At 53.8% G+C, this 16,675-nt stretch carries 16 protein-coding genes; 5 read left to right on the plus strand and 11 right to left on the minus strand.

Annotated features, from left to right (window positions below):
- Positions 1–656: 656 nt before the first annotated feature.
- Positions 657–1,019 (plus strand): hypothetical protein, encoded by a 363-nt coding sequence (locus HFN16_RS01200; RefSeq protein ID WP_168888963.1) that lies wholly within the window; start codon positions 657–659, stop codon positions 1,017–1,019.
- A gap of 143 nt (positions 1,020–1,162) precedes the next feature.
- On the opposite strand, the gene HFN16_RS01205 is transcribed toward HFN16_RS01200, so the two are convergent.
- Positions 1,163–2,347: a HAMP domain-containing sensor histidine kinase gene (locus HFN16_RS01205; protein ID WP_168888964.1), complete on the minus strand. Its 1,185-nt coding sequence runs from the start codon at positions 2,345–2,347 to the stop codon at positions 1,163–1,165.
- A 485-nt stretch (positions 2,348–2,832) separates the two neighbouring features.
- Here HFN16_RS01205 and HFN16_RS01210 point away from each other — a divergent pair, with 485 nt between their 5' ends.
- Positions 2,833–4,311 carry a B12-binding domain-containing radical SAM protein gene (locus tag HFN16_RS01210; RefSeq protein WP_168888965.1) on the plus strand — a complete coding sequence of 493 codons (1,479 nt, stop codon included), beginning with the start codon at positions 2,833–2,835 and terminating at the stop codon, positions 4,309–4,311.
- Between the two features lie 419 nt (positions 4,312–4,730).
- Here the strand turns inward: HFN16_RS01210 and HFN16_RS01215 are convergent, their stop codons facing one another.
- Genes HFN16_RS01215 through atpD form a run of 9 tightly spaced genes read right to left on the minus strand, consistent with a single transcriptional unit; the run spans position 4,731 to position 11,223 of the window.
- Positions 4,731–5,597: a F0F1 ATP synthase subunit gamma gene (locus tag HFN16_RS01215; RefSeq protein ID WP_168888966.1), complete on the minus strand. Its 867-nt coding sequence runs from the start codon at positions 5,595–5,597 to the stop codon at positions 4,731–4,733.
- A gap of 2 nt (positions 5,598–5,599) precedes the next feature.
- Complete coding sequence (locus HFN16_RS01220; RefSeq protein ID WP_168888967.1) at positions 5,600–7,114, minus strand: alternate F1F0 ATPase, F1 subunit alpha; 1,515 nt, start codon at positions 7,112–7,114, stop codon at positions 5,600–5,602.
- The gene (locus HFN16_RS01225) at positions 7,111–7,857 is read right to left on the minus strand and encodes a hypothetical protein (protein WP_168888968.1); all 747 of its coding nucleotides are present in this window, start codon (positions 7,855–7,857) and stop codon (positions 7,111–7,113) included. Before HFN16_RS01225 ends, HFN16_RS01220 begins: the two co-directional genes overlap by 4 nt.
- Positions 7,858–7,860: 3 nt before the next feature.
- Positions 7,861–8,139, minus strand: a complete 279-nt coding sequence (locus tag HFN16_RS01230) for a F0F1 ATP synthase subunit C (RefSeq protein ID WP_168888969.1) — start codon at positions 8,137–8,139, stop codon at positions 7,861–7,863.
- Between the two features lie 11 nt (positions 8,140–8,150).
- Positions 8,151–8,831, minus strand: a complete 681-nt coding sequence (locus tag HFN16_RS01235) for a F0F1 ATP synthase subunit A (protein ID WP_168888970.1) — start codon at positions 8,829–8,831, stop codon at positions 8,151–8,153.
- Positions 8,822–9,103, minus strand: coding sequence for an ATP synthase subunit I (locus tag HFN16_RS01240; protein WP_168888971.1), 282 nt, complete (start codon positions 9,101–9,103; stop codon positions 8,822–8,824). Before HFN16_RS01240 ends, HFN16_RS01235 begins: the two co-directional genes overlap by 10 nt.
- Positions 9,087–9,413, minus strand: a complete 327-nt coding sequence (locus HFN16_RS01245) for an AtpZ/AtpI family protein (RefSeq protein WP_168888972.1) — start codon at positions 9,411–9,413, stop codon at positions 9,087–9,089. Before HFN16_RS01245 ends, HFN16_RS01240 begins: the two co-directional genes overlap by 17 nt.
- Positions 9,410–9,790, minus strand: coding sequence for a F0F1 ATP synthase subunit epsilon (locus HFN16_RS01250; RefSeq protein ID WP_168888973.1), 381 nt, complete (start codon positions 9,788–9,790; stop codon positions 9,410–9,412). Before HFN16_RS01250 ends, HFN16_RS01245 begins: the two co-directional genes overlap by 4 nt.
- Complete coding sequence (gene atpD / locus HFN16_RS01255; RefSeq protein WP_168888974.1) at positions 9,787–11,223, minus strand: F0F1 ATP synthase subunit beta; 1,437 nt, start codon at positions 11,221–11,223, stop codon at positions 9,787–9,789. Before atpD ends, HFN16_RS01250 begins: the two co-directional genes overlap by 4 nt.
- Before the next feature lie 1,213 nt (positions 11,224–12,436).
- Between atpD and HFN16_RS01260 the strand changes: the two genes are divergently transcribed.
- Both HFN16_RS01260 and HFN16_RS01265 read left to right on the plus strand, forming a co-directional pair.
- Complete coding sequence (locus HFN16_RS01260; protein WP_168888975.1) at positions 12,437–13,393, plus strand: integrase domain-containing protein; 957 nt, start codon at positions 12,437–12,439, stop codon at positions 13,391–13,393.
- 453 nt (positions 13,394–13,846) lie between these two features.
- Positions 13,847–14,926 (plus strand): tyrosine-type recombinase/integrase, encoded by a 1,080-nt coding sequence (locus HFN16_RS01265; RefSeq protein ID WP_168888976.1) that lies wholly within the window; start codon positions 13,847–13,849, stop codon positions 14,924–14,926.
- Positions 14,927–15,168: 242 nt separating this feature from the next.
- Here HFN16_RS01265 and HFN16_RS01270 read toward each other — a convergent pair whose 3' ends face one another.
- On the minus strand, positions 15,169–15,630 hold the full coding sequence (locus HFN16_RS01270; RefSeq protein WP_168888977.1) for a hypothetical protein: 462 nt from the start codon (positions 15,628–15,630) through the stop codon (positions 15,169–15,171).
- Between the two features lie 98 nt (positions 15,631–15,728).
- Between HFN16_RS01270 and HFN16_RS01275 the strand changes: the two genes are divergently transcribed.
- Positions 15,729–16,643 carry a LysR substrate-binding domain-containing protein gene (locus HFN16_RS01275; RefSeq protein WP_168888978.1) on the plus strand — a complete coding sequence of 305 codons (915 nt, stop codon included), beginning with the start codon at positions 15,729–15,731 and terminating at the stop codon, positions 16,641–16,643.
- Positions 16,644–16,675: the final 32 nt, after the last annotated feature.

Genomic DNA, 16,675 nt, shown 5'->3' on the forward strand with positions numbered 1-16,675 from the left:
ATTAATATGCCCCAGAAGAGCCTTCTTCCGGGGCTTTCTTATACTAAACACTTCGCCGAAGGCGAGGGTGGGATTCCAAAAACCACCCACCACGTTTCTGAAAAGCAGCCTCCTGCCTTGTTTTCTTATCATGGCAGGGGGTTACCTTTTCTGTGATAGTCGGTGTTTTCTGAGGTTGTATGGTGATTTCGGAAATAAAATCACACATTTTTTCACACATAATGTGTTGTTAATTTATCATTATTTCAGCCGCTTGTAGTGCTAAGTGTAGACGTTGTCAACTTGGCGGAATTGAGAGCGGGGTTCTCGGAACCTCACGCTATTTTGAAGACGACTCCTGAGGGCGCCCACGCAGCAAAGCAAAAATTTGATAAACTGAATATTATCGTTGGCGAGCCCTTTCACGGTCTGATGTGTAGAGGGTGCAGAAAAGGCGTCATGAAAAGCATCGGCCACACAGCGGTCCGAAGATACACAAAAAGGGTCAACTATCAACATGGGCACGCTGTGAGTCATAAAGGTTCGTATGCCTCTTGCGAAAAGGATATGAGACTCCCAAAACTACCCGTCAACGTACTGAGGAACTTTGGATTTGTCGTGACTTGGACCATGGCTGAGGCACAGATAACGATACATGGCTAAACTAAGGAGTGACTATGGATTGTATGCTTCTAGTCTGTAAAGAGTGCCACAGAAAAGACGATATACAAGTTGTCAGTATGATTTATGATATTTTCTCCAACGTAATTCTTGACACTAGTGCCAAAAACACAAAGACAAAACGATTCGAAGAGGTTTTCCTTCCAAGAAAAAACAGTGTGCAACTGGTGCGGACACCCGAACACATTAACGAAAAAGACTACAGTCTCTTTATAGAAGAATATAGAAAGGCAAATTTATTGAAAGGCACTAGGCTTGATGGCACCAAAGAGCAGGCTCGAAACTTTTCAGAGTCTGGCAAGATGCCAATGTTTTTTATTCTATTTGAATACTTCTTTTGGAGTATTCTTTCTGCTTGAAGAGAGACCTTCCATTCGCCCCAAGTTCAGCAAGGTCATAAAGACGTGGGTGCAATCTTGGGAGATAGTATGATTTGCCTACCACTTGGGCAGAGCGATAATCTGAGTATAAAGCGTAAGAAGATATGTTCAACAACCTCCCTCTAGGGTTTCGGCAAACTTACATAGATGGTTGTCATCCCTGGCTCAGAGCAGTCTAATTCAATGTTCCCATTCTGAGCTTTGACCATTTTCATGGCGGAGTATGTCCCTAGCCCCGTCCCAAACTTCTTTCCTGAGGTGATCATTTTATTGAAAAAAGTGTCCCGTATGCTCTCTGGGACCTCGCCATAGTTGCGAATAGCTACTGAACAATAATCATTTTTGCCGAGGACGATTGAAATTGTTTTTTCGGGAGGAGATGCTTCGTACGCATTGACTAGTAAGTTCATGAAAGTGCTGTGTAAAAGGAATGCATCACCATATACGAGAAATGTTTTTTGGTCTCGATCCTCAGTGTCCATGCAGTCAATCGAAACATTTATTCGGGAAACCGACAGGGTTTCACCAATGAGGCCTACCACGGTAGAAATGATGTCGTGAAGGTCTACTGTGACAAAATCCACTTTGTAATATCCTTCCTCTAACTGGTATAATGTCAGACTTGAATCGATGGTTTGAAGCATCTTTTTACCGCTGTCCCGGATATTACCCACAATGATATTCTGGTCCTCTGTTAAGTTGGAGTCAGCAAGAATTGATTCCGACAGTGATATGGAAATTGTTAGCGCGCTTCTTAGATCGTTCTGGACGATTTTTTCAACAAAGTCTTTAGCTCTCATATCTTTGTTTAGTTGGGAAATATCCTCTTCAAGTGAAAAGATGTTATCTTGAGCGTCACTCAAGGCCGCCCTCGTTGCTGATAGTTTTTCCTTTGCGATCTGCTGGTTGTCGCTAACAATACTAAGGTGGCCTAATGCTTCTATTCTGTCTGCTTCTTGAGCTTCGATAATCTGTTTGTCGTTTTTTCTGTCAGATTGCATCTTTGAAATCAGAGCATTGCGCTTCAAAACTTTATTCTGAAGTTTGACTCTTTCGCTATCGTCTGAAGAATTGATTGGAGTACTTTTGTGTTTTAGTTTTCCAATGGCAGCAATTATTCCGATGGTGATACCGAGAAGCAGGGTTACCAGAAGAATAAATGCGCGGGACAATGAAATTGTCCAAAATATGAATGCGACCTGTACTTGCTCTGTGTTTTGAAGGAGGAACAATAAGAAGAGCAAAATGAGTGATAGGGTGACAGCCAGGTGCGTTTTGTGCCTGAATTTTGTGAGAACTCTTGGCATTATAACCTCCTAAGTTGACTCATTATCTGTGAGGCTTGCCCTTTAATTCTTTAGGAGAGTGCTGGCCGCACCAATCAGTTCCCTTCACGCGTGGCCATACTCCCATTGCTTTTTCTGAAGCCACGGAAACAGTTGGAGGGGAGAATCTACAAATCCCATCCTCTTTGTATCCTGTTCCGACGGGAAGGTAGTAACGGCAGTTTTCACATGTATCATTCATAGAATGGTCTCCTTTAAAAATGCTAGCCCAAGTCGCTACCTATTGCTGGACCTTACTACAACGCTATACTCCCTATAGTATTGGGTCAATCACCATGCAGGAATAATAACGCTCTGAATTGAGCGGATATCTGTATTTGTTCCTTGGGTGTATAGATCTGTTGAGCGTTCAGGCTGCTGAAAGCATTGATGCTTGACTGGATTTATAACATCAATTGACTTGATGTCTGCTCAAATAGGCCTAGGATGAGTATGAGGTGAAAATTATGAAAGCCCTTCTTGTCTATCCGTCATATCCTGACACGTTTTGGAGTTTTAAAAGTGTTTTGTCTTTTGTATCCAAAAAGGCGGCATTCCCACCACTTGGTTTATTGACCATTGCTCCAATTCTTCCGGCGGCGTGGGAGAAGCGGCTCGTTGATATGAATGTCTCTTCTTTAAGTGATGCTGACCTTGAATGGGCTGACTTGGTGATGGTGAGTGCCATGATAGTACAGGTCCCCAATGCGCAGGAAGTTGTCAGACGTGCAAAGCGTCTTGGTAAGACAGTCATTGCTGGTGGCCCTGCGTTTAAAGCGCAGCGAGAACTCTTCCCAAAAGTTGATCATTTTATAGTAGGAGAAGCCGAAGCGATACTCCCGACCTTTCTCGATGATTTTGTGCGTGGGATGGCCGGACCTTTGTACGAAGCTACAGAGCGTCCAGACCTGGAATCAACGCCTTTGCCAGCGTGGGAGTTGTTGAATTTTAAAGATTACGTTTCGATGGTTGTGCAGTATTCGCGCGGGTGCCCTTTCAACTGCGAGTTTTGCGATATCGTCGCCATGAACGGTCGGCGGCCTCGCGTTAAAAAGTCAGATACAATGTTAGGCGAATTACAGAGCTTATATGATGCCGGATGGAAAGACTCCGTCTTTATCGTTGATGATAATTTTATAGGCAATATAGCTCACGTCAAAGGCTTTTTGCCCAAACTCGCAGCATGGCAGAAACAGCGAAACTATCCATTTAGGTTCATGACTGAAGCAAGTGTGAATATGGCTCATGACACTGAGCTGATGCGAATGATGAGCTCTGCCAACTTTCATAAGGTATTCATCGGAATTGAATCACCATCGATGGAAAGTTTGGAGGAGTGTGGCAAAAAGCAGAATGTCAATATTGAGTTTGGTTCCGCTGTCAGAGACATCCAAAAGCATGGAATGCAGGTGATGGGTGGCTTCATCGTGGGTTTCGATAGTGATACACCTTCAATATTTGAGCAGCAGGCAAATTTTATTAAAGATATTGGTGTAGTAACTGCAATGGTTGGTGTGCTCAATGCCTTGCCGCAGACGAGGCTTTGGCATCGCCTTCAGTCCGAAGGCCGATTGGTTGACGGATTGAGTGGAGAAAACACTGACGCCTGCGTGAATTTCAAACCCTCGATGGGGCGCGAGACTCTTCTTGAAGGCTATAAAAGGCTGCTGGGCCTCCTTTATTCTCCTAAAGAATACTATGAACGGATTAACAGGTTCCTGGATTCATATAATCCTACATCAAGAGGGAGAATTGTATGGAGTGACATTAAGGCGTTTGTGAAGAGCCTGTGGTCCATTGGGGCCGTTTCCAAAGCACGGTTCTCATATTGGAGGATTTTGATAAAAACTATTTTCACCAAACCCAAAGCCTTGCCAGCCGTTGTTGAGCTCACAATTCTAGGTTTGCACTTTGAACGAGTCTCTCAAAGGGTAATAGGAGCCTAACGATCATGCACTTTCCAGCTGGTGAGTTTTGTTGAGAAGGGACTGTATACAACTTGCTATTAGCACAAGGCCTTGTTCTGCCAAGCAACTTTTGCGAAATATGCGTGGATTGTCGTTGTTCGTGCAGTATGTCGTGTAAGAGCGGTCACCTTTTACGGACATGAAAAAAGGGTTGCCTTTAGCGTCTCATTCATCAGTAGAATCCGCTTGCTGAAGTCTTGCATAGTTCATGATGTGGTCCGTAGGAGAAAGAGAACACATCATAGCTACACCCGATGGGAGGGCGAACCATTCACACTCTCGCTCCAGAATATAGCACTTCACCCAGCTACTATAACGCCGCATTGAATTGTTAGGTTGCTGTACCGGGGCGGTTGCTTAACCTCATCTCCGCCACTTAATATTAATATGTCGTATAATCATGTCATGGCCTCGAATCCGGCTATAATGTCTAAGAGCTCCCCGGTGATGGCGTTTTGCCGTGTCTGGCGGAAATTGCCCTGAAGTTCTGTACGCATTTCATCGATGTTCTTTTCGGCAGCGTGCATGGCCGCCAGACGGGCGCTGTTTTCTGCGGCCATTGAGCGGGTGATGGCACCGTAGAGGGAGACAAAGAGGTGCTGGGCGAAGAGACCGGAAAACATGATTTCGCCGGGAGTCAGGGCCTGGGGCAGACAGCGACCGGGCCACGGTGCTGAAGCAAGCTTCTTGCCCCATGCAGCGTCTAACGGCAGGACGCGGTCATCCTTGGGCGAATAACCTTCGCTTTCGTTCTGGGCGTTGTAGACCACATGAAACCGTTCTGTGCCATCGCGTTTGGCCTCGGCCATGCGCTCAACCAATTGGGTCACCACTCGGTCCACACCGCCCAAAGTGCCGGGAATTGAGAAGTGGAGTTGCGGCTTCTTGCCGCTGTCTTCCAGAGCCGCACCAACTCGGGATCCGGCCGACCAGAAGGTCGCCTTGAATTCCTCCTGGTCCAACCGTTTGCCCACGGACAACCCCGCCTGAGTTGCTACCTCGTTGAACTGGCCGCACATGCCTTGATCCGAGCCGATGACCAGGACAACGCTCTTATCCGCCCTGGGCGTGGGCAACATGATCCCGCCGGAGCGGAAAAGCACGCTCCAAGCCTGTTCCACCACCTCAGCATAGGCCATCATGGAATGCGCGGCCTGGTCAAAATGGCGAATGTTCACCGCAGCCAGGCTCTTCATGGTCTTGACCACGGCCAGCAGATCACTGGTGGTCTTGATCCGTTTCTGCAGAGAATCCATGGTCTGCATGACTACTCCATGGTTTCCAGGATGGTGCGGATTTCATCTACCAACCCGTCCCACATGGGGTCGTCACGGTCTGCCCGGGCCAGGGAATCGAGATCACCCCGACTCTCGGCCAGGTGTCCCAGCAGATGCTCCTCGGCTTCGAGAATCCGGGAGAGGTCCACGGGACCGAACAACCCCTTGGTTACGGCCAGCAGCACGGCGGCCTGCTGGCCGGCCGTCAGCGGCGAAAACCGTTTCTGCTTGAGAATTTCACGCACCCTGAGTCCGTGGTCGAGCTTGGCCCGGGTGTCTTCATCCATGCGGGTGCCGAAGCGGGCGAAGGCTTCGAGCTCCTGGAACTGAGAATAGGTAAGGCGCAGGTCACCGGCTACTTTGGCGTAGGCCGGAAGTTGCGCCCGGCCGCCCACGCGGGACACGGATACGCCAACGTCCACGGCGGGCAGGGTACCCTTCTGGAACAAGTCTGGATTGAGATAAATCTGACCGTCAGTGATGGAAATGAGATTGGTCGGAATATAGGCCGATATGTTCTGGGCCTCGGTCTCGATAATGGGCAGGGCCGTGAGGGTTCCTCCGCCCTGTTCCGGCTTGAGGCGCGTGCTCCGTTCCAGGAGCCGGGAGTGTATGTAGAAGATGTCGCCGGGGAAGGCTTCGCGTCCGGGTGGGCGGCGCAGGAGCAGGGAGAGCTGGCGATAGGCTTGGGCATGGCGCGTCAGATCGTCGTAGACTACCAGCACGTCCTTGCCTTGGTGCATGAAATACTCGCCAATAGATGTGGCTGCATAGGGCGCAATGTATTGAAGCCCCGCCGGATCGCCGCCTTCCACCACCACGACCACAGTGTAGTCCATGGCTCCGCGCCGCTTCAGTTCCTCGATGGCACGGGCCACGCTGGATGAGCGTTGGCCGATGGCGCAGTATATGCAAATGACGTCCGCGCCTTTCTGGTTGCAGATGGTGTCCAGGGCAATGGCCGTCTTGCCGGTCTGCCGGTCGCCAACAATGAGTTCGCGCTGGCCCCGCCCGATGGGAATCAGGGTGTCGATGACCTTGATGCCGGTCTGCAGCGGGGTGTCCACGGGCGCGCGGTGCAGGATAAGCGGAGCCTCGCGCTCCACGGCCAACCGCTTTTCACTGGCGATGAGGCCGTTGCCGTCCAATGGTTTGCCCAACGGGGTGATCACGCGACCGAGCACCCCCTTGCCTACAGGCACATCCAGGACACGACCGGTGCGTACCACCTCGTCTCCTGCAGAAAGACCCTCGCCCGATCCGAGCAGTGCGATGCCCACACTATCGGGCATGATGTCCAGAGCCATGCCGGGAACGTCCGGGCCGAGCATGAGCAATTCCTCGGCCCCGACCGATCTCATGCCCTTGGCCTGAACCACGCCCTGGGCCACGGAGAGGATGCGTCCGATTTCTTCGGGCTCCATCTTCGGGTCATGGCTCTCCAATCCACGCCTCACGCCGTCTACAGCCTGATTCATGATCTCTTCCAGATATCCATTGTTCATGATGTCTCCGTTCGTGTCTCGGCCAACTCCGCAAAGATGGAGCTCTCCACATCGTCCATGTAGGACGCAAGATTCCACTCCCACTTGGTGTCGCCCCCGACCATGACGATGCCGAAGCCGAGGCTTTTGTCCTCGACGGTCTCTATTGCCCCGCAGTCGGGGAAATGTTCCCTAATGGCCATTCCCAAACGGTCCAGAACTTCTTCGGACAGGGGAAATCCCGTGCGCACGGTCACGTCGCCGGACACCTGGGCCTCGACGTCACTGCGGGTCAGTCGGGAGATGAACCCCTCCAGAGCGCGCGCTTCCAGCTCGTCTCCGGCCAGGTCCTGAAGTACCTTTTCCGACAGACGGATCACCTGCTCTCCGATGCGATGGCGCAGGCGATCGCCCAGGGCCGCCTGTTCTCGCTCCACGGCATCGATCCAGGCCTGGGTTCGCGCCTCGACCTCGGCCTTAGCCTCCTTCAGCCACTGTTCGCGTTGCTCATCCGCCTCGGCCCTGGCCTTAACCAGCATGGCCTGGGCCTCTCTTTCCAGATCCTCGCGCATTTTCGACAGTTCTTCGGCGTGGCGGCCCGCTTTCTCGCGGGCTTCGTGGGCCTGACTCAACTCATGAGCCAGCCCGTCGCGCCGCTCCTGCATGGCCGCGATGATCGGGCCAAAGAGAAACCGCTTGAGCAGCCAAGCCAGAATCAGAAAGTTGATGGCCTGTGCAGCTACCGTGAACCAGTCGATAAGCATGGATTAACTCCCTGCCTTCTCGATGAAGTAGTTCCAGAACGGGTTGGCAAAGAGCAGGATCATGGCCAGCACAAAGCTGTAGATGGCTGTGGATTCGACCATGGCCATGCCCACGAACATGAACTTGACGATGGTGTTGGTTTCGTCAGGCTGCTGGGCGATGGAGGACAGGCCACGCGCCAGAGCCATGCCCTGACCGATAGCTGGACCGATGGCTCCCAGTCCCATGCAGATACCTGCGCCGATGACTGAACCGAGGGTGACAATTGCAAGTGTATCCATGATGATCTCCTTTAGTTCGTTGATTTGCTATGGGCCTCTAGTCCGGAGGCGATGAACACCGACGCCAGAATCGTGAAAATGTATGCCTGCACCACGCCGATGAGTAGGCCGAGCAGCTGCATGATTACCGGGAAGAAGAGCGGGGCCAGGATGAGGAGGATGCCACCCATCATGGTGCCGCTCATGATGTTGCCGAACAGGCGCACGGCCAGGGCAAAGGTCCGCGTGACCTCGCCCAGCACGTTGAAGGGGAGCATGAACGGCGTGGGCTGAATATACCCCTTGAGGTAGTTGCCCAGCCCGTGCTCCCGGATGCCGTAATAAGGCACGGCCAGGAACACGATGCAGGCTAGGGCCGTGGTGGTGGACAAGGACCCGGTGGGCGGCTGATAGCCCGGTATCACGGCCAGCAAATTGGATACAAGGATGAAAATGAACAGCGTGCCGAGCAGGGGCATGAACCGCTCCGGCTCTTGCTTGGTGGCCTCGCGAATCTGGCCCAGTAGACCGTCTACCAGGATTTCCAGCAGGTTCTGGTGCTGGTCGATGTCCGTGCCGCTGGTCAGCCGTCGGGTGACGGACCAGGAAAAGCCGACGATGAGCGCCATGGTGCCCCAGGTGAAGGCGATGGTAGCGTTGAGATTGGTCATGCCCCAACGGGCGTAGACGATGGTATCGGGTGTTATTTCCATCGCGCCCCCTGGATTCCGGCCAGCCTTGGTACTACCACCATGCGCATGAGGTAGAATCCGGCGCAGGCCGCCATTACCGCCATGGGGCCGACCTTGAGGGCGAGCCACATGCCGACCAAGGTTACGCCGTAGCGGACCAACAGCCCTCCGTAGAACCACAGGGTGGGACGGGCCACTCTGGGTGTCAGCGCCAGGGAGAGCCATAGGCCACCGAAGTGGAACAGGGCGAGCAGTCCGCCCCAGGCTAGTCCAACACTAATGATCGTCAGCATCGGCATTCTCTCGTTCCTCCAAAATCTTTCTTCGTTGCCGCCCCAGCCAGAGCCAGGCATTGACGCAGCCCAAGCCAAGACCGCCAATCATGAGCATCAGAGTCCAGGAGCGGGGAGAGGGCCAGTTTAGGTCGATCCACACGCCGAGCATAACACCGAGCAGGGTGGGGATGGCCACAAACCAGCCCACCACGCCGAAGAGTCCCAGACCGTACCACGCCCCGACGTTGGGCTCGCGTCCAGCCCGGATCCTGCGCCGTTCCTTGCTCCCGATCTCGTCGGGGAATTTTCTTCCATGTTCATCGGTCATTTCTCGAACTCCAGAAATCGCCGGACAAAATCCGCTTCCAGCCGGGCCACCGCAGTGCGTGCCGAACGCTCGCGATCGTCGGTGATCGTGAGCATGGCGCGCAACTCCTCTTCCAGTGTGCCCAGTTCGCCGCGCACCGCGCTGTTGGCGGCCACGATCACGTAATCGCCGCGCTTGACCGTCACGCCATGGTCCACGGCCAGAAGCACTGTTTTACCCGCAGGGGTTTCATAGCTCATGAGGCTCGGCACGATGCATGTGGCCATGTCGATATGCCTGGGCTTGAGAGTGAACCCGCCCAGGGGGGACTCGCCCGTGACCTTGATGACTTCTTCGTCCAGAAAGACCTTGGAGGGCAGCAGGATTTTAAGGTTCACGCCGCGTCCTCCGTATCCCGTTTCATTTCCGTGTTTGTGTCGTCCGTCGCGTGCGTGGTCTTCACCACCTCGTCGACATCACCGATCATGTACAGGGCACTTTCCTTTGTATCGGCAAATTCGTCGTTGAGGATGCGATCGGCTCCCTCCACCGTGGCCTCCATGGACACAGTGCGCCCCTCCTTGCCAGTGAAATGCTTGGTGGTGTGAAAAGGCTGGGTCAGGAAGCGCTCAAGCTGGCGCGCCCGGTAGACGATTTTGCGGTCCTCGCTCGAAAGTTCCTCAAGGCCGAGCATGGCAATGATGTCCTTGAGTTCCTCATAGACGGACAGCGTGCGTCGGACCTCTTGGGCCACATCGTAATGACGCTGGCCCACCACATGGGGGGAGAGCATCATGGATTTGGATTGTAGCGGATCAACGGCTGGGTAAAGCCCTTCTCCGGCTCGTTTGCGAGAGAGAACGAGGGAGGCGGAGAAATGGGAAAAGGCGTGGGTTGCCGCTGGGTCGGTCAGGTCGTCGGCCGGGACGTACACGGCCTGAATGGAGGTAATGGCCCCCTTACGGCTGGACGAGATACGCTCCTCCAGTGCGGCCAGCTCTGGACCAAGGGTGGGCTGATATCCCATGCGTGACGGCAGCCTCCCCAGCAGTCCTGATAACTCCATGCCCGCCTGGATGAAACGGAAAATATTATCGACGAGCAGGAGCACGTCCTGCTCCTTTTCGTCACGGAAATACTCGGCCATGGTCAAGGCGGTGTGCCCCACTCGAAAACGTGCTCCGGGCGGCTCGTTCATCTGACCGAAAACCAAGACAGTATTGTCGAGGACACCCGCGTCTTTCATCTCGCGGTAGAGTTCCTCGCCCTCCCGGCACCGCTCGCCGATGCCGCAGAAGATGGATACGCCTTGGTGAGCGCCGACCATGTTGTGGATGAGTTCGGTGATAAGCACGGTCTTGCCCACGCCTGCACCGCCGAAGAGTCCGGCCTTGCCGCCCTTTTCCAAGGGGGTCAGTAGGTCCAGGACCTTGATGCCAGTTTGGAAAATCTCTTCATTGGTCACCCGCTCGGACAAGTCAATGGGATCGCTGTGGATGGATTTGTAGGTAACGTTTTTCGGCTCCTTGCCGCCATCGGAGACCTTGCCGAAGACATTGAAGACGCGGCCGGTCAGGGTGTCGCCCACAGGAGCGGTCAGCGTAGAGCCATCCCCCACGACAGTGTCGCCACGGGCCAGCCCCGATGTGGGTGTCAGGGCGATGGCTCGGACCTCTCCCTCGCGGGTGTGGTCCGCCACCTCGATGATCACCGTGCCCTCGGGCCCGGCGCGGAGCATGGACTGCATGGGCGGGGCCGGACCGTCAAAGATCGCGTCCACGACGCTGCCCCGTACGGAACTGACCACACCACGATATTCGACTGACTCCATGAATCCTCCGTTTTCTAGAAGCAGCCCCTCAGGGCCGCGTGGTGCAAACTCTTGAATGCTACCCGGTCAACGGACCCGATGCAGAGCTTGTCGCACAGTCCTCGATCCTATTCTGCTCTTTTCATGATCACGGCCGCGCATCCCCCTTGTCACACGCCTCCCTCGAAGTTGGTGGTTACGGCCTGCACCTCAAGTGCATGGAGCATCTCGAAGATGGCCTCTTCGCCCCAAACCGCAGCCTAGGATGGCTGGGGATGGAGCTGGAACAAGTGAACGGAGTATTTTGTGTGGCGCTCCTGGGAATCGCCCCCTCCCCCTTGGCTCAAGAGAATGCGATGTTTAGCCCTGATATACGCAGAAAGGGGATTCGACGTGTGTATGCTCATGAAGACACTCCTCTAGTATCCAACCCTACCAGAGGTGAGGCCTTTCTCGATATGATTTTCTCGCGAGGCCGGGACTCAGCAGCAAATACTTTGTAGAAAAGTAGACTCTGTTCTTCGGGCCAATGGATAATTGATGGTGGCTAAAGTAACTAATTGCCCGCTAGATGGTTTCTCATTTTAGGGAGGCATGGCCTGGATCATTAATAAACAAACCAGCTCCAGCATTGCTCATGCTCAACAACTCAACATCCTTTGAGCCGAAGCCAACACCATCATGGCGGATCCATCGGCAGCAATTGTCGAAAATGTCTAGCCGAACATTGCGCGAAGATTTGCCGGGATGATAAGGTGGGGCATAACCTGTCAGGTTCAGTAATCAGAAAAGGAGGTAAAACGCACCCAAGGCGCGTTCATAAGTTTTGACGAAAGTCTAAACTGATGAACGCATGTGTTGGCACCAACGTGCCGTAACACCTAACACTTTTTCGCCGTTCATTTCCAAACGGCACACTTTCACATCCAAACGCCAGCTGAAACACAGCACCCGCCATCGGTCAGACGACAGGTATCTATAAACCTGCCGTTGTCCAAATTCCCCCATGGTCACCGACTATGCATAGGACGAACGAGCCTATGTGGTGACACCTCTTATTAAATGGATTCTCAGGATATTTCCTTCTGTGGGAAACGGACATTGATTTGTTCCGCTATCGGTTGTTGTGTGGCGCACTTTCGCGCCATAGGCAGATCATTTCCCGGCTAACGGGAAAGGTCCGGTCTGCTTTGTCCCGGGGCACTGCCCCGAACTATTCTTGAAGGAGAAATCCATGACAAAATCCATCAGCTTGGTACTGGGCGCGAACAGGGCAACCCTGTCCGGCCCGCGCTCGAAACAACTCAGAATTCGCCAAAACGCTAAGGCCTTTGCAGGCCGACTGCGTGAAGCTGGGTTCGGGGTCCGAAAATGGACAAACATTTCCAACAAACATTTTGCGGCGGTCGCCGACAGAATGAAAGATCAAGGCGTGGGTGACGGGCGTATAGCTGAAGTCTTCAGTGCTGCCCGTCACCTGTGCGAAGCCTACGGCAACACGCGCATCAATCCGACCAACGATGTGTTCGATGTGAAGCGCGGTACTATTGCCAACGCCAACAGCAAAGCGGTTGCCCCTGAATTTGTCTTGGGGGCAATCGCCAAACTTGAAGGCGGGCAATACGAGCACGGTCCTCGCTGTGCTGCTCAGATTCGTCTGCAGTACGAATTGGGGTTACGCCGGGAAGAGTCGGCCAAGCTCGACCTGATTAATGACTGGGACAGGGAAGGCCGTACCCTTCACATCCAATATGGCCCAAAGGGTGGCCGCCCACGGACCTTGTACAATCTGTCCGACAGGCAGCAGGATGCTCTGCAGAACGCACTGCCCTATGTCAGTCAATCTGACAGGCCAGGGATTCACAACCTGATGCCTGAAGGCATGGGGGATAAGTGGCAAGAAAAGCTGTCCTACGCGGCAAGACTCTGCGGCTTCACCAAGCGCGAAAGCGGGTGGACTCTGCACAGCAATCGGCACGAACGGTTTCACCACATGTATGTCGAGCACACAGGATTCCAACCGCCCAATCAGCACGAATCCGTAGAAGCCTTCCATCAGGCTGCCCAAGACGCAGTGGGGGAAGGATGGCCCCAACTCGATGCTGAAGCTCGTGATGAAATCGAAGTGACGGCTGGACATTCCGCAGGAAGGCGCGATGTGTCCGACGCTTACCTTGGTAGTTCATATTAGATGAAACCCCGCCATTTTGTGCGGGGTTTTCTCATGGGCGCGGGTTGGAGAGCGAGATTGACTCGTCAATCTCGCTCTCCAACCATAATCCCCATTTGTCGACCGGTAGGCCGACAAATGGGGATTATTCTGCTTCAGAGAAAGGATCGTTTTTGAGGCCGTTCAATTTTTTTTTGGGAAATTTTGACCGGCCCCCTCTGATCGATTTGACTTATTGAATGCCGATAGTGTCAAAGTGAAGGGTTGGCCGAGTTTTTGGGCGTAATCGCCCCTGGAAATGACAACCCGGAAGAATGATGACCTTTGACACCAATCTGAAGACCCGCGTATTATCAGCCAAGGACGTTGCCAAGTTCTTGGGTAAAAGCGTGGACTGGGTCTATGATCATGCCGAAGAAGTCGGCGGCGTCAAACGTGGTGGGTCGTGGTTCTTCCCGAACGAGGAAGATATTTATGACCGTCTATTTCAAAGCCGGAAAAGGGTACCGGTACGATTTCATGGCGAAGGGCAAACGCCACACCAAGGCGTGGTTCAAAACGAAACGGGCCGCAAAAGCAGCCGAAGCCGAAAAAAGAAAGGAAGTAAAAAGACAGCTGGCAATGGCAGCCCAGGGCGACATGGACTTGCTTGATCTGCTGAACCTGCGGCTTGATTACCTCCTTGAGCGAGCATACTCGGATTCGCATTATAAGAAGAGCAAGTATGCCGCCCAACGTCTGCTAGACTACTTGGGCAACGTGCCGTGCAGCACCATCACCCGCCTGATGGCAGACGAATTCCTAATGGACCGGGTGAAGGCAAACGGCCCGGTGGCAGGCAACAACGACCTCAAGGTGCTTCGGGCAGCATTTTCTTGGGCCACGAAGCGAGGACAGCGGTTCATCCAAGAAAATCCCTTTGCGGGGTTGGAATCATTCCCCAGCGACAAGCCCAAGGAAAAGAAGCTGACTCCCACAAGCGCGGAACTGGATCGCATCATTGCCGCAGCTAAACCGGAAAATCGAGCCTACCTGTGGGTGCTACGCGAAACTTTGGCTCGGAGCATTGAAGTGCATCGCCTCAAGTGGAAGCGGGTAAGCTTCAAGGATCGTTACGTTGAACTGAAGACGTACAAGAACAAGAATCGGGAACCGGTTCTACGCCAGGTCCCCATGACGGACAAACTGTATGAAGTGTTGTCCGAATTGTACGCCGAGCGTGATCCCGATAAGGAATGGGTGTTCTGGACAAGGGGATACAACCCCAAGACCCGGAAGATGGAAGAAGGGCCGTACAAGAAGGGTCGATACAAAATGCTCAAGACGACCTGTGAAAATGCCAAGGTGGATTACTACAGCTTCCACCGCTTCAGAGCATCGGGCGCATCCGTCATGGATAACAACGGTGCCTTGCTCCCGGGCATCCAGCGCGTCCTTGGACATGCTGACCGCCGCAGCACGGAAATCTATCTGGAAAGGCTCCGTGACGTGGAACGCGATGCCATGGATGTCTACGAAAGGGAAAGCCGCAAGGATGATAGTAAAGTTGCATAGCAATTTAACACACGCGGTTCACACACAAACATCAAACGGGTTGCAGACATCAGTCGGCAACCCGTTGAAAACAGAAGAGAAGAGCCAATAGTCACACATGAAGGTCGTGGCTATTCCAAAGGGTATAGCCCTTTGCTTCAGCCGTTGACGAGTCTTCGAGCCTTACGGATGAAGACAGCAGCGATGGCCGCCGGAGGCGAAATCACCCGACAAATCCGCCGAAGGCGGCATCCCATTCTGATTTATCTTTCAACAAAATCCTTACGGTCCACTCTCACAATCACGCCGTCTTCCATGGCGATGAGCAAACCGCCGTCGCGATCGATATCGAGTCCGACAGGAGCACCGCAACAGTGGTAGACTTCTCGCACCGAACCGTCTAGGGACACCACGAATACGCTACCAGCTTCCGTGCCGACAAAGACATTGCGCAACCGGTCCACGGCCACGGAGGTAGGTACACCCGGCACACGGGCCAGCAATACGGGATCAGACTCGGGCGGCAGACAGAACACATCGCCTGTCACTTTGTTAGCGGTATAGAGAAGACCGCGATGGTCCTGCGCCAGACCGACGGTGTTGGGCAAGCCCTGCCCCAGAATGCGCCCTTGCGCTTCTGCCATGCAAATGTTTGTGGAAAGTACGACCATGGCACAGGCCAACAGTACGGAAATGGTCAGACGAAAACTCAGCGAAACCAACATAAGCGCCTCCTTGTTCGTGTTGCCCAGACGCTAGAGACCGGGCATGAATATGTCCAATATATATTTACATCGCAATTAAGACTTGATACATCTCAATAATGGAACTCAGACAAATTAAGTATTTCATCGCCGTGGCCGAGGAACTTCACTTCGGACGAGCTGCCGAGCGTTGTCATATCGCCCAGCCCCCCCTTTCCCAGCAGATCAAGAAGCTGGAGGAAGAGGTGGGGGTAAAGCTGCTGGAACGCACCAGCCGCAAGGTGGCCCTCACCCCTGAGGGGAATGAATTCCTGCGCCGCTGTCGGGACATCATGGACCGCATCGACGAAGCCGTGCATTGCATCCAGGACATGTCCAAAGGCCTTGAGGGGCAACTCCACGTTGGCTTCATCGGTCCGGCAGCCCTGAGCAAGCTGCCCCAGACCATCCGCGCCTTCCGCGAGGCCAACCCCAACATCCGGCTGGAGTTCTCGGCCAAGTCCACCACCGAGCAGTTGCCCATGCTCCGCGCCGATCGTCTCGACATCGCCTTTGTGCGGCTGTTCGGCCATGACACCAGCGGGTTGAATACGATGGTATTCCTGCGCGAGCCCTATGTTCTCGCCATTCCGGAAGGCCACCATTTCACGGATCGAAAGCGCGTCGACATAACCGACCTCAAAGGCGAACCGCTCATCTTCAACCAACGCATCGCGCAACCAGCCCTCTATCGTTCGCTCATCGGCTCCTTTCACAAGGCGGGCTTCATGCCCAACATCGTGCAGGAGGTGAACACCGAGCAGTCCACCGTGGCGCTGGTGGCAACAGGCCTCGGCTGCGCCCTCGTTCCGGCCTCCAGTGCAGGCGACAAGCGTTCCGGCGTGACCTTCAAACCTCTGGACGGCGATCTGCCCCAGTGGGAGATCACAGCCCTGTGGAAGCAGAAGAACGAAACCGCTCTGCTCCGCAAGTTTCTCAAGGTCGTGGCCGAGTATCGCGAAGTCCTCGACGGCACGCCCGAGTGGGCCTTGTAACTGCACTTTCATCTAGCCATCTCCTTTAAAGG

Source organism: Pseudodesulfovibrio sp. zrk46 (genome assembly GCF_012516435.1).
Taxonomy (GTDB): Bacteria; Desulfobacterota; Desulfovibrionia; order Desulfovibrionales; family Desulfovibrionaceae; genus Pseudodesulfovibrio.